Raw genomic sequence first — 26,767 nt, 5'->3', positions numbered from 1 at the left:
CTGCGGTACAGTCTGAAAAAAATCCACTCCTTTCCCAAAAATTCAGAGGGAAAAGAAAGATCCTGATCTCCATCCTTTTTTAGCATTTTTTGTGCAAATACGGCTATGTTCGGTTTTTTCTTGTCTGTGTTTATCGTATCTGTCTTCTAAACGTCTCACAGGAATTGATTTTGATTCCGAGCAGCTTTTCGATATTCATTTTCGCAGCAATGCCCTTTGCAGCTCCGGGTACGGAGGTGATGACACCGATGTCGAGCTCTTCTCTGAGTTCGCGCATAACGTGCTCGTCTACGAGGTCCATCGTGTCAACGTTAAGCTTCTTTGCCACGTATTCTTTTGCCTCTCCGATGCGCATGTTCTTTGAGAACTGCATCCTTGCAACAAGGTCGCCTGCAGCCCTGATTCCGGTCATTCCGGAAGCCATTATGTGGGAAATCGGCATACCCATAGGGTCGCCGACTCCGATCTATATGCCGTCGACGCCGGCAACTTCGACCATTGCCTTGCTTGCCCTTGTAACGGCATCAATCGGAGGCGTTTCAAGCATTGGGATTCCGCCCACACCCATACCCATGTCGACGTGACAGGGGATAGGAGAAGCCTGAACAGCTGCCTTCATGAAGCTAACTGAACGAGCAAGGTTCCAGGCAGAAGTCTTGCTGGTGTTGGTGTTACACACAGGGCCGAAAACGTTTGCTCCGGCTTTTGCAACAAGAGGAGCCTGCTGGTGCGGCCAGAGCCCGGCAAGGGTCACGCCGTCGTACTGAAGGTTTCCGTGCATCCCGAGTACCATCTCGCCTGCCATGCCGGCTTCGATGTACATATCAGGGAACTCCTTTCTCAGAGCTTCGATTGCGTGCAGAGTTCCGTAAAAGTCTCCGTCGCCTGCTGCAGCTATTGTGTCGAAGTTAACCCCATCTGTGCCGGAAGCAAAAAGCTTCTGCATGATCCAGACAGTGTCCCTTGTCAGGTGCTCTGCGGCATGTTCCATGGACTCCCAGGCTTCCGGGATCTTGAAAGCCTTCATGAGATCGCCGGGGTTTTCGAAGGGCCCGTCAGGAGTGTAGTAAAGGCCCATATTCGGCATTGCACCATAGAAAAGGGGAACAATCATGTTCTGCTGGCAGATTTCCATTGCCTGGCACTCGTTTGAGATCACGGGTTTTACCGGCTTGAAACTGTAGTCGATGTGACCGAGTTCCATAGTGTCGGCGCCAAATGCCCTTTCATGCGTCATGCAGCCTACAAGCCGGCTGGAAGGGATTCCTACCCCGCTGTTGCCCTGGTCCCCGTCTAGCCGGATGGTACCGATGTCGTGGGTAACCGGGACTTCCATACCCTGTTCGACACTCACGGCCTTCCCGGGCATCATAAGGATTTCTGCAAGCTCGTCAATCTCATCGGCACTAAGATCAGGAATTTCACCAAGGTCTGAGGCATTCGCCATTCCTGCCTCAAGTTCCTCCAGGATTTTTTCTTTTGTCAGGAAGACTCTTTTCCCGTCTCCCATTCTTAAAGCATATTCAGTTGCCATTTTTTTCCTCCATCGGGGTTCAGAGAAGCATTTCTTTTGCCTTTGCCACTGCTTCACTTGCGTTTTCAGCGTAGCAGTCAGCACCTATTTTGTTTGCCCAGGCCTGAGTTGCAGGGGCGCCACCGACCATGACTTTTATTTTGTCTCTCAGCCCCTCTTCTTTCAGAAGCTCGATAACCTCTCTCTGTCCCGGAAGCGTGGTAGTCATGAGAGCAGAAAGCCCTATCATGTTTGCATTGACATTTTTTGCTTTCTCAACAAAATTCTTAATAGGTACGTCCCTGCCTATGTCATGGACTTCAAAACCAGCAGACTGCAGCATGGTTGAGACGATAGACTTCCCTATGTCGTGCACGTCGCCTTCAACGGTTCCGTTTACGACAACACCAAGCTTTTTTGTCTCGGCTCCTGCGGGGAGATCAGCTTCAAGAACCTTGACGCCTGCTGTCATTGCATCGGCTGCCATCATAACATGGGGCAGGAAGAGTTTTCCCCTCTCAAACAAAACTCCTACCTGGTTCATACCAGCAGAAAGCCCTTTTTCAATAATTTCTGAAGGCTCCATAACCTGCTTTGCTTTCTCAACTGCAGCAAGTACTGCATCTTTTTTACAGGAGATTACTGTATCCGAAAGCTCCTGAATAAGTTCTTCTTTAGTTGCCATTTTTAACCTCCAATGTTCGTAAGAGTCTTCCTCAGTATTCAAAAACTGTTACTGAAGCTTGAGTCTGACATTATACAGTATATAGGTAAAATTATATAGCCCAGCCTATGACATTTTTTCTTAACAGGATGGAACCGGAACTCCCCAAAAGCGCAGGAAAGGCCAGAATGTAAATGACAGGTTCTCAGGTAAAGGATTAAAGAATAAGTTTTTTTAAGAGCACTAAAATTTTCAACACTAGAAAAAACGAGAATCGAAAAAAAACAGGACTGAAAATAAGCTCAGAAATTAAAAATCGGGTTTGATTACATGAGGGTTAATTCAAAAAACCTGTATTTGTTTAGTTATTTACCTCAAATTTACAGTTCGTTCATCCAGTACACAGACCCTTATTTTTCCGGCACTGGTATGGAAATTTGTACAGATATTCAAAGGGAAACTGGGGCCTTCAAAAACTTCCATGCTCTCTCCGGGCCGGCAGAAATATTCCCCCTCAAGTCGGAACTTTTTGAAAAGAGCACATGTTTCACAGAGACAGCCCTCTTTTTTTCTTACCTTTTCGCTGTTGCCCCGGGAACAGAACATGCCTGTACCGCCAGGATAAGAGGGGCAGGTTTTGCAGACACAGGCTTTAAGGTGGTGGTAGGAACTGCAGATCCCGAAATACCTTCCATATATTTCCCTAGCTTTCGGGGTGATATTATCGGGCATATCCCCTGGGAACTCTTCTTCTGCGTCGGCATTCTTGCCGTCTTCTGCCGGGACCTTAAAATCCAGAACACTCCCCCTGTTAAAAAAGACATTATTTTATAAGATGTCAAAATATATTATATATTACTTGAGGGTTTTATAAATACATTTTCACCTTAGCTGTTAAGGATTCTGGATTTAAAAGGCTTTGGAGGATAAGGGATAATATGGGATTTAATCAGGTAGCTGAAAGCGACGAACTTATACTTGATGAAGCACTCGAAAGGCAGCGGATTCTGGAAACCGTGATCAATAACAGTCCTATCATGGTTTTCCTCTGGACCCCGGAAGAGAACTGGCCTGCCAACTACGTCTCGGAAAACGTAACCCAGCTAGGGTACAATGCAGAGGATTTTCTTACAGGCAGGATAATGTATGCAAACATAGTCCATTCCGAAGACATAAACCGGGTAAGAAAAGAACTCACCAAATGCTGTGAAAGCGGAAAAGACGATTTTGTCAACCGATATAGGGTACTGACTGGAAACGGGGAGATCCGATGGGTGGAAGAAAAGACCTTTATACAACGCGATGAAAGAAGAAACGTGGTCAATTTTCAGGCCATAATCAGGGACATTACCTCTGAGATCAAAAACGAAAAAGCCCTGCATGATGCTCTTGAGAGCCAGAAAGCCCTCATGGAAAAACAAAAAGCTCTGCTTGATCGGCAGAGGGCGCTGGAGACAGTGATCAACAACAGTTCGATTGTGGGTTTTCTCTGGAAGGCCGAAAAATACTGGCCCACGCTCTATGTATCCGAGAATGTCCGGCAGTTCGGATACACTCCTGAAGATTTCATTTCAGGGAGAGTCCTCTATGGAAAAATAATTCACCCCGAAGACCTCCTCCTTGTGGAACTCGAACTTGAGGAAAACTGTGAAGAAGGAGGTAAAGAGTTCAACCGTCAGTACCGCATTCTTACAAAGAGCGGAGAAGTCCGATGGGTGGAAGAAAAAACCTTTATACAGCGCAACCAGGACGGTCAGGCGACCAATTTCCAGGGTCTTATCGAAGACATAACCGAAAAGCTCAAAAAGCCTGAAAAATAAGTGGCTATAATCGGGTTATGGCGTTAGCGATGGGTTTTGCTCAAGAGGATTAATGCATTAAAGGTGATAACGTATAGATTGATCTGATCCTTGATCGATTTGACCTTTGATCAATCTGACCTTTGATCAATCTGATCCTTACAACTTCGTTTGTCATATTAACATTTTTTCATTTCATTTATGCTGCTGTTTATGCTTCTTTTTACCCGGCCTCAGACAGGCTGGTATGGCTCCTGGTAGTTATCCATGGGTCGAAAAAAAGTGTTTGAAGTTAAGAGCCTCGGTTATTCTGTTTGATCTGGAAAAATTCAGTTAAAAAAACCAGTTGTAAGGAATAAATCAATATAACGAACGCTATTTATAAGATATAAGAAAATATATATGAGAATTAATAAAATAGGTTGTATAAAATATATAAATGTGTGCTTTATAGTAAGTATACGATGATTTGGCGCAGACGGTTGGTTAAAGTACTCTGGCCCTTACAGACTCAATCATCTGTCGGAGGTCTGATAATACTACATGTCTGATAATACTACATACCTGATTATCACATTCTTATTGAAAGATACTATCAAAAGTGCCGACTAAAGACTGTAGTTGTCCGATTCAGGTGCATAATATGGAAGACTCTTTAATTAACCTTATTTTTCTCTCAGAAAAAAGAAAAAATGTACTTCTCCTGCTACTTAATGGACCAAATGACATCAATACAATTAAGAAAAAACTTAAAGCAAGTGCAACCTCCGTCCAGCCCCAGATAAAAATGCTCAGAGAAAAACACCTTTTAGTCCAGGAAAAGGACATTTACAGGCTTAGCGATATCGGAAAAATCATCACCGAAAAAATGAAACCCCTTCTGGATACCATTAATGTGCTGGAAGAAAATGCGGATTACTTGGCTGATAGGGATCTAAGCAAAATCCCACCATTCCTCCTGCACCGAATAGGCGAACTGGGGCACTGCATTACAATTGAACCCCAGATAGAACATATGTTCGAAATGATTCCCGAATTTGTAAAAAATGCTGAAGAAGCAAAGGAGTTAAGAGCGCTCATTTCTTATTTTCATCCCCTCTTTCCTTCATTTTATCTTGAACTTGCCAAAAAAGGTATCTTGGTATCCCTGACTCTTCCCGAATCAATCCTTAGAAGATGGTTTGAGAATGATTACAGGGAACAAACCAGGCATTTTCTTGAAATGGAGAATAGTAAAATCCTGGTTTGCAAAGAATGTGAAATGTTTCCAACTATTGTGGCGGCAGACAGTTTCATGGAAATAGCTCTTTTCCCTAAGGACTCCGCCTTTGACCGAAAATACCTGATGAGCTTTGAACCCGGAGCTATTTTCTGGGGCAAAGAACTTTATGACTACTACGAAAAAAGTTCAGAGGAAGTTCAGAATATTGACAGCTACGCAGCAGTAAGCCCTGAAAAAACAGGAAAAAAAGCTCCCTGAATGGTTTAAAGATTTTCCTCAAGTCCTGTATCCCCCTTTGCATAGGCTTCATACCAGCCCCCGGGTACAGGCATTTTTTCATAGAGTATTTTTCTCCTAGCTTCAAGCAGTTCCGGCTCCCTTCCCATGAACGCTGCAGCACACAGGACTGTGCTTTCAACTTTTCCTGCCAGTTTTTTTAACCACCTGTAACCTTCAAGCGACCTCAAGAGATGGTGGTCCAGGATCAGAGTTTCAACGTTTCTGGCAAGCAGCAGAGCATTTTCAAATGCCTCTTCTGAAGCTTCAGGGACATGGTGGAAAAGGTAGAGCGGTGGGCCTGAAGAGAAAACTACTGTTGGCTTCAAGGCAAGTACCTCAAGCACAGCTTCCCTGTCCAGGAGCTGGATATCCGAGCTGTGGACAAATACCTCATCGCCTTCACAGACCCTGGTCATCATTACAGTGCCAAAACCCTTAGCCCTTGTCCCGTGAGGGACTGGTTTTGAAAAACTTATGCAATCGAAACTGCTGCCTTCAGCCGAGGGAAGGGAAAAACCCAGAAAGTGAAAGAGCTCTTTTCTCCTGCGGGCAGAAAGCCCTGAAATCTTTTCCGGACCTTTACACCAGAACCGGATACCTTCCGGAGAAGGAAGGGCTTCCACTGGCAGTTGATAAGGATCTTCGGCTTTCATGGGCATATGGTCCCCGTGGTAATGGCTGATTACGATATCCGTTGCACCTCCAGCAGCATGAAGGATCTTTTTCCTTATTTTGAGGGCAGCTGCAACTTCTAAGGGGTGTGGAGGCAAGCCGTAACGCAGGCGAGCGAGGGCAACTCCCGGATCGATCAAAATATTCTTCTTCCCGGTCTTTACAGTGCAGGCAAGAGACCTTGCTCCGAAGGACTCACACCCGAGGATTTCGATCTGCATATGATTCTATCGGTCTGCAGAAATAATAATTCTTTTCATTCCCTGTCCGAAAGGTATTCTTCCGAAAACATTTTTACGGTAAGGAAAAAGGCCAATTAAAAAAAGTTAAGAAAAAAAGGCGATTAAGGAAAATCCGTAATAAGAGTCTGCTTTTCATCTCTTTCCCTGAATTTTGTGACCCCTACCCCAACAAGCCTGAATTTCCGCCTCCCCGTAAATTCCGATAAAAGTTTCATGGCTGTCCTTTTTATCACGAAGATATCGGAAGTCCAGATAGAGAGAGTCTTTGAGCGCGTATACGTGGAAAAATCTTCAAAGCGCACTGTAAGGGTTACGGTTTTAAACAGGAAATGGTGTTTCAGGAGAGCTCCGTGTACGCTCTCTATAAGAATATCCAGAGATCCGGAGATTTTCACAGGGTCATTAGTATCCTCTGCAAAGGTTCCATGCCTGCTGATTGACTTTACACCTTCCTTTTCAACGACCTCTTCAAAATCAAGCCCGTTTGCCAGCTGCTTCATCTTGAGCCCCATTTTTCCAAACCTTTCCGAAAGCAGCTGAATATCGCAGTTTGAAAGCTCTTCCACCCTGTTTATTCCCATCTCATTCAGGGTTTCAGTTGTCTTTTCTCCTATTCCCGGAATTATAGATACAGGCAGTGGAAAGAGAAAATCCCGAACATCTTCGGGCCTGACAACCGTAAGTCCGTCAGGCTTCTGGAAACCCGAAGCAATTTTTGAAATAAGTTTGTTCGGCCCGACCCCCACGGAGCAGGTTATCCCCTGCTGCCTCTGCACCTCATCCTTTATCCTGAGCGCATAGAGGGCTGCTTCTTCAAAATTTCGGATTTCAGGGCCGGGTATGAGATAGGCTTCATCAACACTGACCTGCTGGAACTTTTCTGAAAAACTTCTCAAAAGCTCCATTACTCCTGCCGAAACCCCTGCATAGAGCTTCATGTTCACAGGTAGAAATACGGCCCCCGGACAGAGCCTGTAAGCCTGAGAAATAGGCATTGCCGAATGGATTCCATACTTTCTTGCCTCATATGAGCAGGTGCTTACTACTCCCCTTCCTGACCCTCCTTTAGGGTCAGAACCCACAACTACGGGCATCCCCTTAATTTCGGGTCTTTCTCTTATCTCTACAGACGCAAAAAAACTGTCCATATCGACATGGAAGGTGATTCGCCTTTCGGATGTTTTCGTTTTGGAATTGGGGGCAAGCATCATATAGGATTAGAATAAAACATGTAAAAAAGGCTTGAGGGAGCAGGGTGAAAGTATTAATCCACCTTTTGTTTAAAGTAATCTCAATAAAGAGCCCTATTCAGGGCTCCTGTGTCTCATTGTTATTCCCGTGCATTGTCGCTTTTGATAGGAAGCAAACTCCTATAGCCGGCAGGCAGATATCCCAGTAAAAAATAAGGGGCAATAGCACTCCATCAATACTTGTCTCTTTTGAAATCTCCATGAGGGTGAGAAAAAGGAAAAACATAGAAAAAATACTAACTGCAAATGAAACTACAACGTAGACATACATGGAACCGTCGTGCCCGTTTGAGGACAAAAAAAAGAATAAGGAGCTCGGGGAGAGTAATGCCAGTATAATGAGCCAGAGAGTCTCCACTGTGCTTATCGGAGCTCCAAGAAAGGGTTTTTCATTGGAATAGACCAGAAAATTTATTATAACGAATAAAGACAGGGAAATACACAGGGGGATTGCCAGGTACCACCGGGATAGGGTTTTTCTGGCTTCCAGCAAGAACAACAGGGAACCGAAAAGAGAGGTTAGGCTCAATAATTCGATGGTAGCGATGAAAAATAAATCGGATGTTATGACCTCCGCTGTTGTGACGGACATAGAGCGAGATATGACTGATACAAAAGTTGTGACCCATGTCATCATAAAAACAGCGGATGTCAATGCCAGCGCAACTTTTATCCTCATTAACTCATCACCGCAAAATGTAAAGTAAGGTGCATATGAACCAGGATGTCATAAGGCGATAAATGAAACACTGACAGCCGTTCTTGCTGGCTCCAATGTGACAGTCCCTTCATACAGGGTGCCGCAGCTACCTTCCTATAGTATGAAATGGATACCTAACCTTACATGGGAATATTAAATATAACTTATTATTATTTTCTTTTGGAAAAGTATTTCTATATAACATCGAATATTATAATATATATAGTAAGCCAAACCTTTTATTTTTAGCTTAAATGTGGGGGATTTGATTCAAGCAGAACATGACAGTCCGAGAACCGAAAACGAGATCATAGGACAGTCTTTTCCTGAAATTTCATCAAAGTCACTTGTAGGCAGAGTTGTGACCCTTCCGGATGCCTTGAAAGGAAAAATCGTACTTGTCTGTATTGCTTTTATCCGAAGTGTACAGAGCATGATTGGTTCCTGGGTTCACCCATTTGGACGTGAGTTCGGAAAAGATAGCATGTTTACGGTCTACGAAGTCCCTATGATAATCTCAAATGACGTGCCTCTTGACTTAGAGGAGATTTCAGGTTAAATGGAGGGGGAAATGAAGGAAACAAAGATAATCTTCGGTTTTTTCGCGCTTGTTGTCCTTATTTTTGTAGCCTATACTGTCCTGAGAACCGTACCGATCGATAACTGTGGGGAAAATGGGAAAGGGATTGGCTGTATTGAGCTTCCAGCAGGGTTTTCCATTGATTATTATGCCGAAAATGTCGAAGGCGCAAGGTCCATGGCCCTCAGCCCTAACGGAACCCTTTTTGTGGGGAGCCGGGGCGCCGGAAAGGTCTATGCCCTTCCTGACCGGGATGGGGACAATAAAGCCGATGAGGTGATTGTGCTTGCCAATGGCCTGGAGATGCCAAACGGGGTTGCTTTAAGGAATGGCTCCCTCTATGTGGCCGAAATTTCCAGAGTGATCCGATATGACGACATTGAAGCAAGACTTGAAAACCCGCCAGGGCCGGTTGTGGTCAATGCTGATTTCCTTTCCGACCGCTCCCACGGCTGGAAATACATCAAATTCGGGCCTGACGGAAAGCTGTACGTGCCTGTAGGGATGCCTTGCAATATCTGCGAACAGGAAGACGAGCGCTACGGGACGATTATGCGGATGGAACCTGACGGGAGCCAGCTCGAAGTCTTTGCAAGCGGCATCAGGAACTCGGTCGGCTTTGCCTGGCATCCCGAAACCGAAGAATTATGGTTTACAGACAACGGCAGAGACTGGCTCGGAGACGACCTGCCCCCTGACGAACTCAACAGAGCGCCCGAACCCGGGATGAATTTCGGCTTTCCCTACTGCCACGCAGGCTATATCCCTGACCCGGAATTCGGAGCCCTTCGGAACTGCTCCGAGTTTACGCCGCCTGAACAGAAACTCGGCCCTCACGTGGCTGCCCTCGGGATGACCTTTTACACAGGCACGATGTTCCCCGAAGAATACAGAAACCAGATCTTTATTGCCGAGCACGGCTCCTGGAACAGGAAAATTCCCATCGGCTACCGGGTCACCCTTGTCAAGCTGGAAAACGGAACCCCTGTAAGCTACGAACCCTTTGCGGAAGGCTGGCTACAGGGCCTTGCCGCCTGGGGAAGACCTGTGGACGTTCTTGTAATGCCTGACGGGGCTCTGCTTGTTTCGGATGATAAAAACAATGCAATATACAGGATCAGTTACAGCTGATCCCGAAACTCAGCAAGCTGAAGTTCCGTAAACGTGCCTGAACTAAACGTGCCTGAACAGCCGGACCCCTTCAAGGTAAATCAATACAATTAATAGAAAGGAGTCAATGGGGAAGTTAATAAAAATTATGTAGAAAAATGTATAAATTAATTAAAAAATATTATTGTGTTAGTAAAAATACTTATTATTGAAACTATATATAAGGTAAACAGAGGTGAATAAATTGTTATCAAAAATTCCCATAGACCTTGCAAAAATATCTGAAGACGATCTGGACAAAGAAATCCTCAGAGCCGGGATTATTGCCGAGCTTGATGCCATAAATCTTTACGAACAGATGGCTGCCCTTGCCAAAAATGAGGATATAAGGACAATCCTCCTGGATATTGCAAAGGAAGAAAAAACTCACATCGGGGAGTTTCAGACACTTTTACTCCGCTTCGATTCCCAGCAAAAAGATGAACTTGAAGCCGGAGCCGAAGAAGTAGAGGAAGAGCTGTCCAAATAAATAGATTGGATGAATCTTCTGATTTTTAATTTTTGAAGCTTTTTGTCAGTAAATTTTTTTGCTTCTCTTCCCTTTTTGAACGGTCTTAAGGAGAACTGAACTGAGAAATATAACCCTTTCCTTTAATAATTCCCTGTCATCTTTGCAATCGCCCTGTGAACCCCGTGTATACTCAACCCGCTTCCGAGGTACATCATCGGGCATCGGCCTGCAAGGCATTCGAGTTCTTCGTCTCTGCAGGCACCGAGGGCTTTTTCGGTTTCGGTTTTCCAGTGAATCCAGACTTTTTTGGCACCTCTTTCTTTCAGGACGGGGATCAGGTCTCCGGGTTCGGACTTTGTTATGCCGATGATGGCGCGGTCAAGGCCGGTCGGGAGTTCGGAAACGCTTTTCAGGGAGCCGGGGCCGGGTTTATCGGAGAGATCAACGAGGTAGACTTTTTTGCCCCGCTTTTTGAGTTCCGATGCGGTCCATTTCATGGCCGGTTTTGTATTGTCGGTAATCACTGCAAAAGTATTTGCGTCCCAGAAGTCAATCCAATCTGAGGCTTTTGGTTCCATGCAAAATTCCCCCTTGAGTCATAATTTCATAATTCATAGTTTCAGAATTTGTGGTTCCAAAATGTATGGTTTCAAAATTTATTGTTTTATAATTTGATTTACAAATTATATCTCACTCAGGCAATAAATGTGTTGTAAATTCGGTTTATCTGGCAGGTTTATATGGCAGATTTGTTTTGAAAACGGTTTCGGGCACAGAACAGCATAAAAAACAGCACAAAACCTGTAAATCCCTAATTAGGAAAACTCTAATCATAACGTTTCAAAGCCGAAAAATAAAACGTAAAGGAGAAAATGAAGGAACAGCAGAACTCTGTTAGGAATTCTGCTTACTCATTCATTTACTGGCCCTGAAGCTTCTGCCCGGCAGTCATAAGGGCACCGCCGAGAGCCTTTGCGATTTCGCAGTCCTGGTTACACTTACAGGCGCAGGTGCAGTACTTAGGACTGTTTTCCATCAACCACTGGCCGAGGAAGCCGAAGGCTTTGAGCTGTTCATCATTTGCAGTCTGTACAAAGTTGTTAAGGTCTTCTAACTCCATAAATTATCACCACACAGTGAATACGAGTACAGATTTATATACTTAAGCGTCATAATTATATACTCATCCATTTTTTGTATAGAAATATGACCTTAATAATTCAAACTAGAGGACATTTGTGATATATTTACCCATGTTTTAGCCTTATTTTCCGGATTTTTTCTTACTTTTTTCTTACTTTTTCCCGGACTTTTTCCTATTTCTTTCAAATCCTTTTCAAGGAATCCGTCACGATTTTCCTGAAAATTTCGGGGAATATGTGAAAGCAAAGGTGAACCAATTCAGAGGCTGAGAAAGGCTTATGGGAAGAGGAAAAGATATGTTCAGGCATTATGGAGCTGAAAAATAGGAGTCAGATTCAGGATAGATTGAATAAACCTACATAATATATATATAGTAAAAATAATAATCTTAATTATAATAACACCGGTCAATATGGTAAAATATTGATAAGTGGACAAACCTGAAAATATTAGGACTTGATGCCCGGAGGATAAATGGCAGTTTATCCACCAGGTTGCACAAGCCCTATACAAACAAAGTAGATATACACTTGCCGTATGTTGTGGTGTGTATAAATCAAAAACGGCTAAAAATCAGTTGCACTATAGCAGATTGGGGTTGTATATCTACTTAATCCGTACCAAGACGCTGGCTCGCAAACCTTAAGGCTCCGTGGAAAACCTCGGTGTGCTCGCACTCACATGAATCGGAGTTGCAGAACCGGATACCATATTGTTGCATCCACTGGTCAAGGTAGCTGAAGGCTTCAAGTTGCTCGTCACTGGCGTTCAAAACAAAAGCGGTAATAGGGTGCGTGTAGTCGTCAGTGTCGACAAAACTTGACATTACGCATTCTTCTTCGGCAGTGTTGACAAAACTTGACATTACGCATTCTTCTTCGGCAGTGTTGACAAAACTTGACATTACGCATTCTTCATCCTGTGTACACTGTACTTTCTCGTACACCGAGGGGCGACAAAACCGCCTCCATGCGGCGTGATATTCATCTATATCCATATATCGATACCTCCATATAGTATAAAATATATAGTTTTCATATTTTAAAAATGTGCAGAATACATATATATTTAAGCGTCATGATTATGTACAAATAGCGCACAGTACAGAAAAATGACCCTTGAATGGGAAAGTACAAAATAAAATAGAAGAAGTTTACGAAAAAGTTAAAACATTTTCAATGCAAAATATAGCACGGGAAGGTACCTGACATGAACTCCGAACCCCTGACAGAGGGCCAGAACCTGGGCGGAAAAAAGAACCAATCAGCTAGCAGGGAACCCATAGGTCCACTTGAAAGTATTCCTGACTATTTTTTGAAATATGATGTTGAGAGCAATTACTTCGAAGAACTGCATTCCATAAAAGAAGAAGTTACCTCCCTCCGGAACGAATTTTCCCGATTCCTGCAGCGGACAAACCAGCAACATATTGATAGTATGGTTGAAGATATGCGAAAAAGTTTCATGAGGCCTATGGTTGACTATCTTTGCGAGGACGCAAGCGATCGGATGAGCAACCAGATGACGCGGGATTGCGGAATGAGGGAGCTCTGTGAAACGACATTTAAAGACATTTTACACGAAACGGCAGGACTTGTCGGAAAAGGAAGAGTCGATTCCGCAACGGTTAAAATCTACAGGGACAGGATTGAAAAGCTCAAGAAAGAAGCAAAAAAACCTCAATGCAGCAAGTGCATCTCAGAAGCAAGCAACCTTTTTGAAAAACAGGTAAAACTTATGCGCTCCCTTCAGATCTATGAGGATCGGGAAGAAAAGGGTGAAAAAAGTGATATCAGTGCAATTAAGCCTGACAGGATAGTTACCGAGGTCTGCGAGCCCGTAGCCAATAAACAGAGGCTTTTGATGTTGAAAGCCCTTTCTGGGGAAAGCAAGACCTTCTCCGAACTATCAAAACTCACCGGGCTTCGCGGCGGAAACCTGCTCTTCCACCTGCAGAAACTGCTCGACACAGGCATGGTTTTACAGCGGAGCGAACGCGGGGACTACATTATCACAAGAAAGGGGTATTCCACCCTCCAGGGGCTCTCCAGAATCTATTCCGAAATCGAACTCACGGAATAAAGACATAACCAGAAAAAGCGTTTGAAAACCAAAAAAACAGGTGGAAAAAATCAAGAAAAAGAAGCTCAGATTAACCGGGCTATTTCAGCCGTCGTTTCCTATTGCTTCAACAGGGCACGCGTCCAGTGCCTCTTCACAGGCACTCTTTTCCTCGTCATTTTCCGGCTGCTTATATACATAAGCATTGGATTCATCGTCATTCATTTTGAAATTTTCTGGTGATGTATCCACACACAGGTTACACGCGATGCATTCATAGTCACAATAATAAGGTCCTGGAACATTTTCAGAAACTTTATTTGCCTTATCAGCCATATTTTACTCCCCCGTTGTGTTTATCTCACAGTATATTCACCTATAGCTACATAAATTATAGGTTAGGATATTTTATGAATGTCAAAGATATTGATAATGATTCAAACGTACAAAACTGGTTAGCCGAGAAAGCCGGCTCCAAAAATACACGGGATGCAGGAGTAGTTTTGACTCATGGAACCTTTTCATGACTATGTCGACATTTCTTGAAACCTCCGGAGTATAATACGCTTCCCCGCAGTTTTCACAGATATAGGCGGAAACATCTTTAATGGCGATAATCTGCTCTCCGACTTTTGCCACGAACTCGGTTTTACCTTTGACCAGCTTGCTTTTGCAAAAAACACACCTGTAGGGTTTCATTCTTGATCTCTTTTGAGTATGTAATCTCTTCATCTATCGTTTCTTTGTCTTTTTCTAACCTGATTAAACTACTTCCTTATCCTTTTAGTTTCTTTTTTCTCTCCTAACGCATGAACAAAAGGACAGAACGTGTTTCTGACCGATTTCTTTATATATGGAAATGGTGTGTATAGTGGCGCCATTAACTAGTTAGTATCCGTTAATTTCTGAGAATTTCTGGCCGATTTCCGGTCATATTTTTGACTATCAGGAGCCTGTGGCTGTCGGCAGATGGGATGGGGCCCGAGTCCGGAAACGCTAAGAGGCTCAGAGATTTTTGTATTGTATGGAGAAGGTTGCAATAGAGCGAAACCTCGGCAGTGCAAGGCTGTCGGGAACGCCTGAATAAACCTTTCACGCTCATTGATTATGGAAAGGCTCATCTGAGCATCCGGAAGACAAAGACCTGAGACTGCCTGAGGGCATCAGGACAAAGCAGGACAAAACTACACAAGACGAGATATACTTCGGAGGAATTACTTGGCAAGAAAGAAAGTACAGAGAAAGCTTGACGGATGGAAATCCAAGGAATGGTACAATATTGAAGCCCCGGTTTACTTAAACAGGGCTATCGTCGGAAACACAATGGCAGGAGACCCTTCCCTGCTCGTAGGCCGCAATGTTGAAACAACTGTGGGGGAGCTCACCAACGACATGACCAAGAACAACACAAAGGTCATTCTCAGGATCAACAACGTAGTTGGGGACATTGCAACAACCGACCTCATGGGCCACGAACTCACAACCGACTATATCCGCTCAATCGTTAAGAGGCAGACTTCCAGGATCGACGCAAATGTCGATGTTAAAACCAAAGACGGCTATGTTATCCGCGTAAAGCCGACCTGCTTCACCATTAAAAGGGCACGTTCAAGCCAGATGCAGGCCATCAGGGAAATGATGGTTGAGATCGTCAAAAAGCGTGCATCAGAATCCGACTTCGAGACCTTTATGCAGGAAGCAATCCTTGGCAGGCTCTCCGCAGCTATCTACAGGCAGGCCAAGTTCATCTACCCGCTCCGCAGAGTCGAGATCAGGAAGACCGAAGTCGAAACAATTCCCAAAGCTGCACCTGCACCCGCAGCAGCATAATTTCTTTTTCATTTGAAAATTGGTCGTCCGCAACGGATGACTAATATTATATATTTTAATCAATATATAATACATTCAAACCTTTTCAAGTATAATACTCTTAATCCTTTCAATATGCAATACTTTTAAACCGTAGAAATTCTTTTTTATAATTTTCTTCCTGAAAAAGAGAGACCTGGCTTCGCTTTTTAGTCCGGGCAAAGGCACAGTTGCACGGACAACAAACAATTTTTTATATTTCAAAATCCGATTTACCCCCATGGCTATCTCCTGGTCCGAATCTCACACCCTTGGAACAAGAGAAAAAGTTTTTTCGTGGCGGATAGATAGCCGGGGGAATATTTTCATAAAAAGGAAGTTCAGAAACTGCCGATTTCCCAGGATCGACAAAGTTAGTTGCAACCACCTGGATAAACTCCAGAATTTCATGCAGGACAGGGAATGGAAGGCCCTGGCAAATAATGCAGCAAAGCTGTATCTGGGAACCGAAAAAGAAGGTGTAGGTAAATTCCTGTACAGGCTAAGGCGAGATGTCCCGTATGCCCAGCTTGCAAGCCAGTTAGCGGCTATTTATTATCATTCCGGAGTCTGGGAATGGAACGAGCAGAAAAGAGGTATGAAGTTTCTGCTTCTCCCCGGAAACTGGCAGGAAAAGACGATACAGCATTACAGGGATTCGCTTGCTCAGGAAAAAGAAAGCACTTATATAGAGGATTATATAGAGGATTTTTCAGGAAGCTGCGTAAAAGTAAAACCCGGACAAGCACAGGACAAACTACAAGAACCATTGAAAGAAGGACTTCAACAGGATGAGGTCCGGAAAATTGAGCAGACAAAACTTTCAACTTTTTTCGGATATTGAGGAAAAAATAGGGGAAAATGGAAAAAATAGAGGAAAATGGAAAAAAATAGGGGACAAGAAAAAAATAATTGAAGAATAAAGCTTTTACATCATTCTGGAAGCGGGTTCAGCTAGTTTCGAGTTCCATTTCGATGCCGCCTACTTTCTTTGCAACAAAATTATAAATTACACCAGCAAGGAAACCTAAGATTCTTCCGCAAGTCCATAAAAGAGAACAAAAACTATCATTATAAGTATACTTTCAGTAAGGCCGATAGATCCCTCTGCACTCGCCATAAGAAGAACGAACGGCGAAAAGATAATAGCAAGAATCAGATACATAAACCCGAGGACTTTTGCCATCGATTTGTTATTTAAAGATAATATACGCACCATTCAGGATCACTCCATTAAATATTAAAAAGTAGTTTTAATTATATAAATATTGATTCTGTTAGACAGCCGAAACTGATTCCTTTTTCAGGGGATCTGCCCTTCAGGATTTGTATATGTTTTCGATTACTTTTTCTGCAAAAGGCCCGACTACAGGCAGCCTGTATCTTTCTTCCCTGTATGCTTTATACATAAGGAAAAGCCACAGGAAAAATGGGATCAGGCTTAAAATCAACATTCCGGTAAGTAAATAATCAGAAATTATGCTGGGATTGTATATGATCAGGTAAGGAAGCAATTCAGGGTTGAGGTTGACCAGAAAATAATCCAGAAATCTATTGGGTTCGGGGTCAAAAAAAGCTTGCAAGGGACTTAGAACTATTGAAAGAACCAGAAAAGTCAGAAAAGATTGCATTGCATGAAACCTGACAAACCTGTTCTTAGTCTCAAGCACAAAGAAAATCAAGCCTGTTACCCAGGTAAGAAAATAACATAAAATTCCCTCAATATTTTCTTTCAAACCAAGAGACGTTCTGGAAGATGTAATCTCAATTTCCGATTCGTCGTTCAGTACAGACCCCCCATAAATGAAATTCTAACTAAAATTTTCCCGATAGATATGATTTACTTAATTACAATTCACAAATCAACCCTTAATTTCAACTTAGCATCATAACTATAAGTCAACCATAATTATAATTCTAATTATACAAAAATCGTTCTTATCAAAATTAGGCTTATCAGTCATGGGTATTAAAGAGGAAAACCGGAAAGACTGGAAAATATCTAAAGGCAGATAAACAGAGGCAGAATATATAAAGACAGAAAAACAGAGCCAGAGATATAAAAACAGATGAACAGTTTCGATTCAACGGTACATGCGGCTTATGGGCTCAATTTTAATTACTATGAGGGCTAATTTTTCGTAATCCACTCTATAAAGCAGCCTTAAATGCCTGGAGCGAAGCCGGAAAATTTTATCCTGGCTTTCGATTATTCTTTTTGCACCCTGGGGCACGGGATCAAAAGCAAGCTCTGCAAGGATTTCCCTGACCCGGGAATGAGCGCCCTCATCTGCGCCTCTCATGAAATCCTGTGCAGTAATGTCTAAAAAAACTTCGAACATTTCAAAGCCTCATTTCTTCAAGCCTTTTCAACGGTACAAGCATTCCTCTGGCCTCGTTTTCAAAGCTTCTGAAAACAAGCTCTTTTTCTTCGGCGGTGAGCAGGACATCTATGTCCACCATATGTTCCTTAATTTCTGCAAGCTGCCTCTTTATGAAATTAAGCTCTTCAAAGATTTTTTTATCAATTTTTTCCCCGGCCATCCGAACCACTGCCATTGATTACATAATTTGTAAACCTTAGCTACTAATCAGGGCTTGCAGGCGGCATCACGAGCTATCCCATGCATCACGAGCTATCCCTTAGAATAGAACTGTCTTCTGAAAAGAGTAATCTCTTTACTTCTTCATTAAAGTATCGTGCAAGCCGACCTTATGGAAAACATTATATTCGGCGCGTACCAATTTTATCGATTTAACCTTTATATCTCAATTTTAAGAAAAACAAATACAAAAAATATACTAAAATACAAAAGATAATTATGTATAAGCATGACAAAAATATACCGAAAAACTGGAGATTGAAAGGAGCAGGAGAAAAAAAATGGTAAGTGAAAACCTCGGTTTTTTCATTTATGTATTTTCATCCATTTTTGTGGTTGTAAGCCCTGTCGGCGGAGTTGTAACTTTTATCTCCCTGACAAGTAAGATGACCCGCAAGGAAAAAAACGAGATTGCAAAAAAAGCAGTGATTCTTGCATGTTCAATTGCCCTCTTTTTTGCAATTACCGGGAGTATAATCCTGAACTTATTCAGCATCAGTGTTGATTCGCTTCGGGTTGCCGGAGGAATTCTGCTTTTCACTATAGCATTTGACATGATGCAGGCAAAGGTCTCAAGGGAGAGCATTACCGAAGAAGAGATTACCCAGTCCCAGGAAAGGGAAGATATCTGGGTCTTTCCAATCGGGCTTCCGCTCCTGACAGGCCCGGGTACGATCAGCACGGTTATCGTTCTCATGGGAATGGCAGACGGCTTTCAACAAAAAGGAATTGTGCTCGTATCAATAATAACTACATTCCTCGTCTGCTTGATCGTCTTCCACTTCTCAAGGAGACTCCATAAGTTCATAGGTTATAACGGAATGCTCGTCTTCACAAGACTCATGGGACTTTTGCTTGCAGCTTTAGCAGTGGATCTGACTTCCACGGGAATAATAAATATATTCGGGCCGGAAGCTTGAAACCTTCAGGTTTGAGAGTCCAGAACTCTTAAACCTTCAGATCCTGAAAACGGACTACTCACTCTGTTTTTCCATTATAGTTTTCCATTATAGTGCCGGTTTACGTATTCGATCAGTTTACTGCCTGTAAGCCTTTCACTTGAGGGACCTATACGGATATAAAACTCTTCGTCATTTTTAGCCGGTTTGAGAAAAACAGCTTCATCACTTCTTCTGCATTCTATTTCCATAATTTTTTTGCCATTTACATGTACAAGAGCATACTCTATCATCGGAGCGTAGTCAAGGCCTATGTTCTGCTTTATGAGCTGCTTGAAATGCAGAAGAAACTTATCCTCGTTAGGGAAATCGTCGTTTTTGATTCCAAGGACTTCCCCACTGTTGGAAACACCAATGAGAAGAACGCCACCGTCAGTGTTCAGGTAAGCAACTATAGTCTTGAGGACAGCATGTTCGATATTCCAGTCAGGCTTTCCGGTAATAAGGTTCATCCGCAGCGTGGACTTGAACTCAAGTTTCTTGCTCTCCCCCCTCCGGATCAGCTCCAGAATGTAGTCCGAATCATTTGCAAGCTTTACCGCTTCCCGGATAAGTTCGAGATTCCTACGGATATGGGTTATACTCTTGGGATAGGTTGAAAGCCTGCACTCGAACAAATTTAGCTGGGAAATAAGCTCTCTTGTGATATCTTTGATTTTAAGGGTCTCAAGCTGGACCGGCAAGTCGGGGAGGTAGAGTTTGCTGTGCGTAAGAGAAGAAAGATCCACATCCGGTAGCGATGAAATCCCTGGCAGAAGAGAAACATCCGCGCCTGAAAGTACAGATGTGTTTTCTCCGGTTTCCGCACATATGTTCTCATCCGGAGCTTCACCTGAAAATTCTCTGTCATTTGCTGCAAGGGAAGAAATAATCCCTGAAAATCCAGATTCTCCTGAAAAAGAAGAATTTCCGGAAATGTCATGAAGGGCAGAACCCTTGGAGATAACCGCAACCGGTTCTTCGGATTCCCGGATTTCAGGTCTCAGGATAAAGCCCCTCGCTTCCCAGGCTTTCCGGATCTTCAGGCCAAGGGGATTGTTGAAAAAGTCCGCAAGGTATTCCGAACTTGCTTTCTCGGGGTCAAGAATCAGCTGGATATAAACCTGAAAATTGCCACCCACCCCGGAAAGAGAACTGGTGGCATTCAGTTCTTCATAAAGGGGGAGATAAAGAGAGTTTTCTTTTTCGGCAAAGCCATATTCGAGGTCAGGCTCGGGAAAATTGACCTTCAGCATAAGGTCAGAGAGGCTTGTAGGCTTCAGACCATACTGATTGCATAAGGAATCTATTTCTTTTTCAACCATGCGGATCAAACAGAGAGGGTTTCTGGTGTTAAAGTTACTTCAGGATCGTACTATTAAAATTGATGTTGCGTATTGAATTTTAAGGCTCATATACCTTTTTCATTTCAATATACCTTTTTCATTTCAAATTACTTAAAATTTCATTTTTCTCCCGGAAACAGGGAAAACAGGAAGTAAAAGGTTACAGAATAAAAAGCAGAATAAAAAGAAAAACTCAAGATATCCCTTTAAAGGATATCAAGATCAGTTTAGCCCTTTAAAGGCTTTGAAAATATGATTTTCTTAACAGCGCCTTAAATGTTAGCTGTTTCCTGAACTGCAGTTTGAGTGGATGCGCTTACGGATGTAACTGAGGAAGTACACCCAACTGAGGAAGTACACCCGCATTTTCTGCAGTAGTAAAAATTATTCGATCCAATTATCTGTTTTTTAAGAGGTGTGCCGCACCTGACACATTTTGGAGGAAAATCAAACATATCTAAACTCACTCCATAATCATTATCGGCTCAAGCCTTACAGTTTCTTTTCTTGTCCAATACCCACACACGTTACAGTATTGAAATCCTCTGAAAAGATCGTTTTCAAGTTCGGAATGACATTCCGGACATCTTTTTAAAAAAAGCATATGTTCCGGCTCTTTTTTCTCCCCAGCAATTTTTGTTTTGGTTATTTTCTGCATAATTAATTGCTTCCTTTAATTTTTCACATTCAAGGTAAGTATTTACTACATCATATATATAGATTTTCCAGCAAGTTTATATTTTTAATACCGGTATAACTATACCCTGCAAATGTACACAGCTTCTACCAATAGTCCTCTGGTCAAGAGCCCCTGAACAGCGATTGTTGATAAAAGGCCGTCGACATTTACCGGCTGGAAATCGGATCAGCTTATAAAAAGCAAATCAACGGGTTTCTGGATTCTTATCGGATCTTTTTCAGTGCCTTACGAGCTCCTTTTCAGTTTCGAGGACCTTAAGGGTTATTTTCATAACCGAGTCCGGGTTAAGGGAAATCGAATTGATCCCCTCCTTTACCAGGAACTCTGCAATTTCCGGAAAATCACTCGGAGCCTGCCCGCATATCCCACTGTGCTTTTTATTCCGTTTAGCTCCCTGGACTGCCATTGACATGATTTTCATAACCCCCGTGTCCCTCTCATCGAATTCCGCGGCAAGGAGTTCGGAGTCGCGGTCAACTCCCAGGGTCAGCTGGGTCAGGTCATTTGAGCCAATGGAAAAACCGTCGAAGAATTCACTGAACTCGTCGACGAGCAGGACGTTATTTGGGATTTCACACATAACATAAACCTGAAGCCCGTTTTCTCCGCGTCTGAGCTCGTTTTTCTCCATCTCGGCAATGACTTTCTTCGCTTCCTCAACGGTCCGGCAGAAGGGGATCATAAGAACAAGGTTTGTAAGCCCCATTTCGTCCCTGACTTTTTTCATAGCCCTGCACTCAAGAGCAAAACCTTCCCTGTAGCGTTCATTAAAGTAACGGGAAGCTCCTCTGAATCCTATCATGGGGTTGTTTTCGTCCATTTCAAAGTAGCTGCCCCCTACGAGGCTTGCGTACTCATTGGTCTTGAAATCACTCATCCTGACCACAACCGGTTTCGGGTAAAAAGCCGCAGTAATCATCCCGACTCCTCTTGCAAGCTGGTCGACAAAATAATCTTCCTTTTTCTCATAGCCCAGCGTCAGCCCTTCGATCTCCTGGAGCTCCCCCTGAGCTTTGACTTTTTCGGGATGTACAAGCGCCATAGGATGGACTTTGATGTAGCTTGTGATAATGAACTCGAGTCTTGCAAGCCCGATCCCGTCGTTAGGAATCATGGAATACGCAAAAGCGCTTTCAGGATTTCCAAGGTTCATCATAATCTCGGTCTCTGGGCGTTTCAGGTCTTTCAGGCTCATGGTATCTTTATGGAAGGGGAGGAGCCCTGAATATACAAGTCCATCTTCGCCTTCAGCACAGCTCACGGTAATTTTCCTACCGGTCTCAAGGACTTCAGTAGCATTTCCAGCTCCGACAACCGCAGGAATTCCGAGTTCCCGGCTGACAATCGCTGCATGACAGGTCCTGCCACCCTTGTTGGTGACAATCGCAGCTGCTGTTTTCATAACCGGTTCCCAGTCAGGAGTGGTCGTATCCGCAATCAGGATCTCTCCGGGCCTGAAAGAAGGCAGATCGGAAACATCGGGGATCACATGGGCTTTTCCGGATGCGATCTTATCCCCCACGCTCCTGCCTTTTGCAAGGACTTCGGATTTATCTTCAAGGACATAGGTCTCCAGTACATCCTTTGATTTCTGAGACTGGACGGTTTCGGGCCTTGCCTGCACGATAAAAAGTTCGCCCGTTATTCCGTCCTTTGCCCATTCGATATCCATGGGTCTGGATTCCCTGTACTTGTTAGAATAATGATCCTCAATATCGATCGCATACCTGGCAAGTTTGAGCACTTCTTCATCATTGATACAGAAGCGCAGCCTTTCAGCCTCAGGGACCTCCACGTTCCTTGTGAGGACTTTTGAGTCTCCCCTGCCGTAGATCATCTTGATTTCTTTGCTCCCCAGCTTCTTCTGGATAATCGGCTTATACCCTTCCCTGAAAGTGGGCTTAAAGACATAGAACTCATCGGGATTTACCTGCCCCTGCACGACGTTCTCGCCGAGCCCGTATGCTCCGGTAATGAAAACAACATCCCTGAAACCCGTTTCCGTGTCAAGAGTAAAAATCACGCCGCTTGAAGCCAGGTCCGACCTTACCATCTTCATGATTCCTATGGAAAGGGCTACCTTGAAGTGGTCGAACCTGTTGGTTACGCGGTAGGAAATGGCCCTGTCCGTAAAAAGAGAAGCGAAACAGCGTATACAGGCGTCCCGAAGTCCGGGATACCCCCGAATATTGAGGTAAGTCTCCTGCTGTCCCGCAAAAGAAGCGGTAGGCAGATCCTCGGCCGTTGCCGAACTCCTGACAGCCACATCCGTGTCCTCTCCGTACTGCTCGCAGAGTCGATCGTAAGAAACTTTGATCTCCTCCCAGAGGTCATCCGGAAGTCCCGCACCAAGAATCAGGTCTCTTGCAGCCTTTCCTCTCTTTGCAAGGTCTGACACATTTGAGGTATCAAGCCCTTCCATTATCTTTTTCAGTTTTTCGAGAATTCCTCCTGCCTTCAGCATGTGCCAGTAAGCCTCGGAAGTAACTGAAAAGCCGTTAGGGATCCTCACACCTTTTGAAGTAAGTTCCCTGTACATCTCCCCAAGGGAAGCATTCTTTCCGCCAACCAGCGGGACGTCCTCAATAGTGGTTTCTTCAAACCAGCGGATGTATTTGTTTTTATCTCCAGGCATATTTCCCAAATTCCCCTCATAAGCCCTGTTTGAACTTGACAAGTACTTCAAAACATTTAAAACTTCGAGACATTTAAAATTTAATGGGTTTGTGGGAAAGTTGTCCAAAAACGTATGGCTTAAACCCCTGAACAGAAACTTTCCCGGATAAAATTAAAAGCCCCATAATAATTATGCTCTAATGAAAGAAATCAGTTTGCCTACATAATGAAAATTAAAAAACAGTATTCACGCAAAAGGAAAAATCAAAAAAGCCAGGATTTCATACAGTTGCATCTATTTTAATTTTAATATTGAGTTGAAAAAAGAAAAACAGGCACATCCACGATCAGGGTGATTCGGTGTCCACCTGGCAGAGTCAGTACTCCACCTTATCCTCGAGGGCTTCCCACGCCCTGAAAGCTTCAAGGGCTTCTTCACGAAGAAGTTGTCTGAACTCGATACTTCTTTCCTTGAAGGGGCAGGAAATTTCCCTGTATATAAAGGAGTCATCAAAGTCGATATTTTCGGCATCATTCCTTGTGTTTGCAAAGAAAACTCTATCAATCCTTGCCCAGTAAATAGCCCCTAGACACATGGGACAGGGTTCGCAGGAAGCGTAGATCTCGCATCCGCTAAGGTCAAAGGTGTTCAATTTCCGGGCTGCCTCTCTTATGGCACCGATCTCGGCGTGGGCAGTAGGGTCGTTAAGTACTGTAACCTGGTTGCAGCATTCCGAAATGATTTCTCCATTTTTGGTTATAACAGCCCCAAAAGGCCCTCCCCCCGTTTTCATACTTTCGAGGGAAAGCTCAATGGCACGTCTCATAAACAAGATATCTTTTTCTGACATGTATAGCTCCCTCATTCATAAATTCATATCTATGATAAATGTGGTGACAGGAAATGCCCTTTGATGACAGGAAATAGAATTTAAGTACATAAAGGGCCTTTATAATAAGAATAAAAACTCCCTGCGAAAGAAAAAACAAAAAAAAGGACATTCCGCAGGATAAACCTTAAGTACAAAAACAGATCAAACCATTAAGCGGAGTGATAATGTTGACAACCAAAAGTTTTACCGCTGAAGAAGCAAAAACCGTTGGGGAACAGCTGGGAATAACCTGGGAGAAATTCGATGTTGACCAGTTCCGCAGAGGCATGGACGTAGAACTGGAACACGGAACCAGAGACCCTGCAACAAACGTCACAAACGACGATCCCATAATGACAGGAAAGATTGCTCTGGCTCACCTTAACGAGTTTCCGGACTATTATGACAGGCTGGAAGAAATGGAAGAAGAAGCTGAGGAATACTGGGAAAAAACTGAAGACTGAGATTTAAAAAACAGAAAAAAAACGGAATTTCATTTTTTTATGACTTACTTCGACATCAAAGAACTGTTTTATCACAGAACTGTTTCATCCCTCTATGATATTTCTCAATTTTCCATGACTTCTTTGCCAAATACCCCACCTCAATAATATTTATATGTGGGAAGGGTACAGTACAGAAGGATTTTTCCAAACATTTTATATTACCAATAAGATTACTTAATATATCATGACATGTAGAGGCATGGCATTCATGCATTAAAATTTACAACTGGAGAACGGTTTTACAAATAAGAAGAAGGTCCTTTTAATGAAATACTGGCAGCCGAAATACGAAACAATGAATCCTGAAGAACTGAAAAGACTTCAGCTTAAACGCCTGCAACACAGTGCAAAGCTGGTCTATGATAACGTTCCTTTCTACAGGCAGAAATTCAAAGAGGCAGGAGTCACTCCGGAGGATATCAAAACCCTTGAGGATGTCCGGAAACTGCCTTTCACACGCAAAGCAAACCTTCGGGAGAACTATCCTTTCGGCCTTTTTGCTGCAAAGAATGAGGACATCGTTAGAATCCATGCTTCCTCCGGGACCAGCGGAAAGCCCACGGTTGTCGGTTATACTGCAAAGGACATCGAGACCTGGTCGGACTTAATTGCGCGAAGCCTTACGATGATAGGCCTTTCAAAAGGAGATGTTGTCCAGAATGCCATGAACTACGGCCTCTTTACAGGCGGTCTCGGCTTCCATTACGGCGTTGAAAGGATGGGAGCGATGATTGTGCCGGCAGCAACAGGAAACACTGCCAGGCAGCTTGAGATGATGATCGACTTTGGGGTAACCGCAGTCCACTGCACACCCTCCTATGCTTTTTACCTTGCAGAAACCGCAGAAGAGCTCGGTCTCATAGACAAGCTCTCCTTAAAAGCAGCCATCTTCGGGGGCGAACCCTGGTCGGAAAACACTCGGAAGCAACTTGAGAAAAAGCTCAACCTCAAAGCTTACGACTGCTACGGTTTATCCGAAATGTTCGGGCCCGGGGTCGGTTTCGAGTGCCAGGAACAAAACGGCCTCCACATCTGGAGCGACAACTTCCTGGTCGAGGTTCTTGATAAAAACGGAGAGCAGGTCGCAGAAGGTGAAAAAGGCGAACTTGTCCTGACCTCCCTTAGCAAAGAAGGCTTCTGTAACATCAGGTACCGCACAGGCGATATGACAAAACTCCTCGAATCCGAGTGCGACTGCGGCAGGACAACCACAAGGATCTCACGCCTCCTCGGCAGGGTCGATGACATGATGATCGTGCGCGGAATCAACGTTTTCCCATCCCAGATCCAGGACGTAATCTCCAGGATACCCCAGGTAGGTGAACACTTCCAGCTCATCCTCGACCGCAACAAACACATGCTCGACGAACTCACAATCGAAGTAGAGCTTGAAGAAAACGCCTTCACCGGCGACCTGAAAGATCTCAAAGCCGTCCAGAACCATGTCCAGCGTGAACTCAAGTCTGTCCTCAACATCCGCACAAACGTCGAACTTCTGGAGAAAGGCAGCATCGAGAGGACCGCAGGAAAGGCAAAGAGGATAATAGACAGAAGACCTCAGCTCTGAGCCTTCGTGAAGCTTAGAATTACTG

General features: G+C 43.7%; 29 protein-coding genes and 1 pseudogene. 11 read left to right on the top strand and 19 right to left on the bottom strand.

The genetic code is table 11. From position 1 onward, the window contains the following. Positions 1 to 130: 130 nt before the first annotated feature. From mtbB to MSSIT_RS22025, 3 genes and pseudogenes are all read right to left on the bottom strand, one after another. Positions 131 to 1,534 (bottom strand): annotated as a pseudogene (gene mtbB / locus MSSIT_RS10770) ([dimethylamine--corrinoid protein] Co-methyltransferase). 19 nt (positions 1,535 to 1,553) lie between these two features. Beyond that, a complete protein-coding gene (gene mtbC / locus MSSIT_RS10765; protein ID WP_048172322.1) occupies positions 1,554 to 2,198 on the bottom strand; it encodes a dimethylamine corrinoid protein MtbC in 645 nt (214 codons plus the stop codon). A 348-nt stretch (positions 2,199 to 2,546) separates the two neighbouring features. Then, a complete protein-coding gene (locus tag MSSIT_RS22025) occupies positions 2,547 to 2,783 on the bottom strand; it encodes a DUF2769 domain-containing protein (RefSeq protein WP_231590543.1) in 237 nt (78 codons plus the stop codon). Positions 2,784 to 3,115: 332 nt separating this feature from the next. On the opposite strand from MSSIT_RS22025, the gene MSSIT_RS10755 reads away from it, so the two are divergent. Beyond that, positions 3,116 to 3,997 (top strand): PAS domain-containing protein, encoded by an 882-nt coding sequence (locus tag MSSIT_RS10755; RefSeq protein ID WP_048172318.1) that lies wholly within the window; start codon positions 3,116 to 3,118, stop codon positions 3,995 to 3,997. 622 nt (positions 3,998 to 4,619) lie between these two features. Beyond that, positions 4,620 to 5,456: a helix-turn-helix transcriptional regulator gene (locus MSSIT_RS10750; protein WP_048172316.1), complete on the top strand. Its 837-nt coding sequence runs from the start codon at positions 4,620 to 4,622 to the stop codon at positions 5,454 to 5,456. A gap of 5 nt (positions 5,457 to 5,461) precedes the next feature. Here the strand turns inward: MSSIT_RS10750 and MSSIT_RS10745 are convergent, their stop codons facing one another. The 3 genes from MSSIT_RS10745 to MSSIT_RS10735 form a co-directional block, all read right to left on the bottom strand. Further along, positions 5,462 to 6,370, bottom strand: a complete 909-nt coding sequence (locus MSSIT_RS10745; protein WP_048172314.1) for an MBL fold metallo-hydrolase — start codon at positions 6,368 to 6,370, stop codon at positions 5,462 to 5,464. Positions 6,371 to 6,492: 122 nt separating this feature from the next. Continuing rightward, complete coding sequence (gene dinB / locus MSSIT_RS10740) at positions 6,493 to 7,602, bottom strand: DNA polymerase IV (protein ID WP_048172312.1); 1,110 nt, start codon at positions 7,600 to 7,602, stop codon at positions 6,493 to 6,495. 97 nt (positions 7,603 to 7,699) lie between these two features. After that, entirely contained in the window at positions 7,700 to 8,320 is a 621-nt protein-coding gene (locus MSSIT_RS10735) for a hypothetical protein (RefSeq protein ID WP_048172311.1), read from the bottom strand. 286 nt (positions 8,321 to 8,606) lie between these two features. Here MSSIT_RS10735 and MSSIT_RS10730 point away from each other — a divergent pair, with 286 nt between their 5' ends. The 3 genes from MSSIT_RS10730 to MSSIT_RS10720 all read left to right on the top strand — a co-directional run bounded on the left by MSSIT_RS10730 (position 8,607) and on the right by MSSIT_RS10720 (position 10,560). Then, positions 8,607 to 8,900 (top strand): hypothetical protein, encoded by a 294-nt coding sequence (locus tag MSSIT_RS10730; protein WP_048172309.1) that lies wholly within the window; start codon positions 8,607 to 8,609, stop codon positions 8,898 to 8,900. A gap of 12 nt (positions 8,901 to 8,912) precedes the next feature. Then, a complete protein-coding gene (locus MSSIT_RS10725; RefSeq protein ID WP_048174691.1) occupies positions 8,913 to 10,052 on the top strand; it encodes a PQQ-dependent sugar dehydrogenase in 1,140 nt (379 codons plus the stop codon). A 223-nt stretch (positions 10,053 to 10,275) separates the two neighbouring features. Continuing rightward, positions 10,276 to 10,560: a ferritin family protein gene (locus MSSIT_RS10720; protein WP_048172308.1), complete on the top strand. Its 285-nt coding sequence runs from the start codon at positions 10,276 to 10,278 to the stop codon at positions 10,558 to 10,560. A 122-nt stretch (positions 10,561 to 10,682) separates the two neighbouring features. Here the strand turns inward: MSSIT_RS10720 and MSSIT_RS10715 are convergent, their stop codons facing one another. The 3 genes from MSSIT_RS10715 to MSSIT_RS10705 form a co-directional block, all read right to left on the bottom strand. Further along, positions 10,683 to 11,120 carry a CoA-binding protein gene (locus MSSIT_RS10715; protein ID WP_048172306.1) on the bottom strand — a complete coding sequence of 146 codons (438 nt, stop codon included), beginning with the start codon at positions 11,118 to 11,120 and terminating at the stop codon, positions 10,683 to 10,685. Positions 11,121 to 11,461: 341 nt separating this feature from the next. Then, positions 11,462 to 11,662, bottom strand: a complete 201-nt coding sequence (locus MSSIT_RS10710) for a hypothetical protein (RefSeq protein WP_048172304.1) — start codon at positions 11,660 to 11,662, stop codon at positions 11,462 to 11,464. A gap of 633 nt (positions 11,663 to 12,295) precedes the next feature. Beyond that, positions 12,296 to 12,682 (bottom strand): hypothetical protein, encoded by a 387-nt coding sequence (locus MSSIT_RS10705; RefSeq protein ID WP_048182994.1) that lies wholly within the window; start codon positions 12,680 to 12,682, stop codon positions 12,296 to 12,298. A gap of 212 nt (positions 12,683 to 12,894) precedes the next feature. Here MSSIT_RS10705 and MSSIT_RS10700 point away from each other — a divergent pair, with 212 nt between their 5' ends. Further along, positions 12,895 to 13,767 carry a winged helix-turn-helix domain-containing protein gene (locus tag MSSIT_RS10700; protein ID WP_082088958.1) on the top strand — a complete coding sequence of 291 codons (873 nt, stop codon included), beginning with the start codon at positions 12,895 to 12,897 and terminating at the stop codon, positions 13,765 to 13,767. 84 nt (positions 13,768 to 13,851) lie between these two features. On the opposite strand, the gene MSSIT_RS10695 is transcribed toward MSSIT_RS10700, so the two are convergent. Then, positions 13,852 to 14,082 carry a ferredoxin gene (locus MSSIT_RS10695; protein WP_048172301.1) on the bottom strand — a complete coding sequence of 77 codons (231 nt, stop codon included), beginning with the start codon at positions 14,080 to 14,082 and terminating at the stop codon, positions 13,852 to 13,854. Positions 14,083 to 14,163: 81 nt separating this feature from the next. After that, positions 14,164 to 14,445 (bottom strand): type II toxin-antitoxin system MqsA family antitoxin, encoded by a 282-nt coding sequence (locus tag MSSIT_RS10690; protein ID WP_082088957.1) that lies wholly within the window; start codon positions 14,443 to 14,445, stop codon positions 14,164 to 14,166. Between the two features lie 519 nt (positions 14,446 to 14,964). Between MSSIT_RS10690 and MSSIT_RS10685 the strand changes: the two genes are divergently transcribed. After that, positions 14,965 to 15,576, top strand: coding sequence for a 30S ribosomal protein S3ae (locus MSSIT_RS10685; protein WP_048172299.1), 612 nt, complete (start codon positions 14,965 to 14,967; stop codon positions 15,574 to 15,576). A gap of 75 nt (positions 15,577 to 15,651) precedes the next feature. Here MSSIT_RS10685 and MSSIT_RS10680 read toward each other — a convergent pair whose 3' ends face one another. After that, positions 15,652 to 15,837 carry a hypothetical protein gene (locus tag MSSIT_RS10680; RefSeq protein ID WP_048172297.1) on the bottom strand — a complete coding sequence of 62 codons (186 nt, stop codon included), beginning with the start codon at positions 15,835 to 15,837 and terminating at the stop codon, positions 15,652 to 15,654. On the opposite strand from MSSIT_RS10680, the gene MSSIT_RS10675 reads away from it, so the two are divergent. Further along, positions 15,836 to 16,438 carry a hypothetical protein gene (locus MSSIT_RS10675; RefSeq protein WP_048172295.1) on the top strand — a complete coding sequence of 201 codons (603 nt, stop codon included), beginning with the start codon at positions 15,836 to 15,838 and terminating at the stop codon, positions 16,436 to 16,438. The two genes, MSSIT_RS10680 and MSSIT_RS10675, sit on opposite strands and share 2 nt — an antisense overlap. Positions 16,439 to 16,913: 475 nt before the next feature. Here MSSIT_RS10675 and MSSIT_RS10665 read toward each other — a convergent pair whose 3' ends face one another. The 3 genes from MSSIT_RS10665 to MSSIT_RS10655 all read right to left on the bottom strand — a co-directional run bounded on the left by MSSIT_RS10665 (position 16,914) and on the right by MSSIT_RS10655 (position 18,138). Then, complete coding sequence (locus MSSIT_RS10665) at positions 16,914 to 17,330, bottom strand: DUF4870 domain-containing protein (RefSeq protein WP_052721611.1); 417 nt, start codon at positions 17,328 to 17,330, stop codon at positions 16,914 to 16,916. A 348-nt stretch (positions 17,331 to 17,678) separates the two neighbouring features. Beyond that, the gene (locus MSSIT_RS10660) at positions 17,679 to 17,936 is read right to left on the bottom strand and encodes a type II toxin-antitoxin system RelE/ParE family toxin (protein WP_048172291.1); all 258 of its coding nucleotides are present in this window, start codon (positions 17,934 to 17,936) and stop codon (positions 17,679 to 17,681) included. A gap of 1 nt (position 17,937) precedes the next feature. After that, a complete protein-coding gene (locus MSSIT_RS10655; protein WP_148705408.1) occupies positions 17,938 to 18,138 on the bottom strand; it encodes a hypothetical protein in 201 nt (66 codons plus the stop codon). A gap of 340 nt (positions 18,139 to 18,478) precedes the next feature. Between MSSIT_RS10655 and MSSIT_RS10650 the strand changes: the two genes are divergently transcribed. Continuing rightward, entirely contained in the window at positions 18,479 to 19,117 is a 639-nt protein-coding gene (locus MSSIT_RS10650; protein ID WP_048172287.1) for a MarC family protein, read from the top strand. Positions 19,118 to 19,191: 74 nt separating this feature from the next. Here the strand turns inward: MSSIT_RS10650 and MSSIT_RS10645 are convergent, their stop codons facing one another. The 4 genes from MSSIT_RS10645 to MSSIT_RS10630 form a co-directional block, all read right to left on the bottom strand. Then, a complete protein-coding gene (locus MSSIT_RS10645; protein WP_048174688.1) occupies positions 19,192 to 20,460 on the bottom strand; it encodes an AlbA family DNA-binding domain-containing protein in 1,269 nt (422 codons plus the stop codon). A gap of 484 nt (positions 20,461 to 20,944) precedes the next feature. Next, positions 20,945 to 21,139: a hypothetical protein gene (locus MSSIT_RS10640; protein WP_048172285.1), complete on the bottom strand. Its 195-nt coding sequence runs from the start codon at positions 21,137 to 21,139 to the stop codon at positions 20,945 to 20,947. A gap of 259 nt (positions 21,140 to 21,398) precedes the next feature. Beyond that, positions 21,399 to 23,816 carry a phosphoenolpyruvate synthase gene (ppsA, locus tag MSSIT_RS10635; protein ID WP_048172283.1) on the bottom strand — a complete coding sequence of 806 codons (2,418 nt, stop codon included), beginning with the start codon at positions 23,814 to 23,816 and terminating at the stop codon, positions 21,399 to 21,401. A 358-nt stretch (positions 23,817 to 24,174) separates the two neighbouring features. Further along, positions 24,175 to 24,648 carry a nucleoside deaminase gene (locus MSSIT_RS10630; protein WP_048172281.1) on the bottom strand — a complete coding sequence of 158 codons (474 nt, stop codon included), beginning with the start codon at positions 24,646 to 24,648 and terminating at the stop codon, positions 24,175 to 24,177. Between the two features lie 206 nt (positions 24,649 to 24,854). Between MSSIT_RS10630 and MSSIT_RS10625 the strand changes: the two genes are divergently transcribed. Both MSSIT_RS10625 and MSSIT_RS10620 read left to right on the top strand, forming a co-directional pair. Next, on the top strand, positions 24,855 to 25,133 hold the full coding sequence (locus MSSIT_RS10625; protein ID WP_048172280.1) for a DUF5661 family protein: 279 nt from the start codon (positions 24,855 to 24,857) through the stop codon (positions 25,131 to 25,133). A gap of 307 nt (positions 25,134 to 25,440) precedes the next feature. Beyond that, positions 25,441 to 26,742, top strand: coding sequence for a phenylacetate--CoA ligase family protein (locus tag MSSIT_RS10620; protein ID WP_048172278.1), 1,302 nt, complete (start codon positions 25,441 to 25,443; stop codon positions 26,740 to 26,742). The last annotated feature ends 25 nt before the right edge of the window (positions 26,743 to 26,767 follow it).

It is taken from the genome of Methanosarcina siciliae T4/M (assembly GCF_000970085.1).
Taxonomy (GTDB): Archaea; Halobacteriota; Methanosarcinia; order Methanosarcinales; family Methanosarcinaceae; genus Methanosarcina; species Methanosarcina siciliae.
This window is presented reverse-complemented; position numbering and strand designations above follow the sequence as displayed.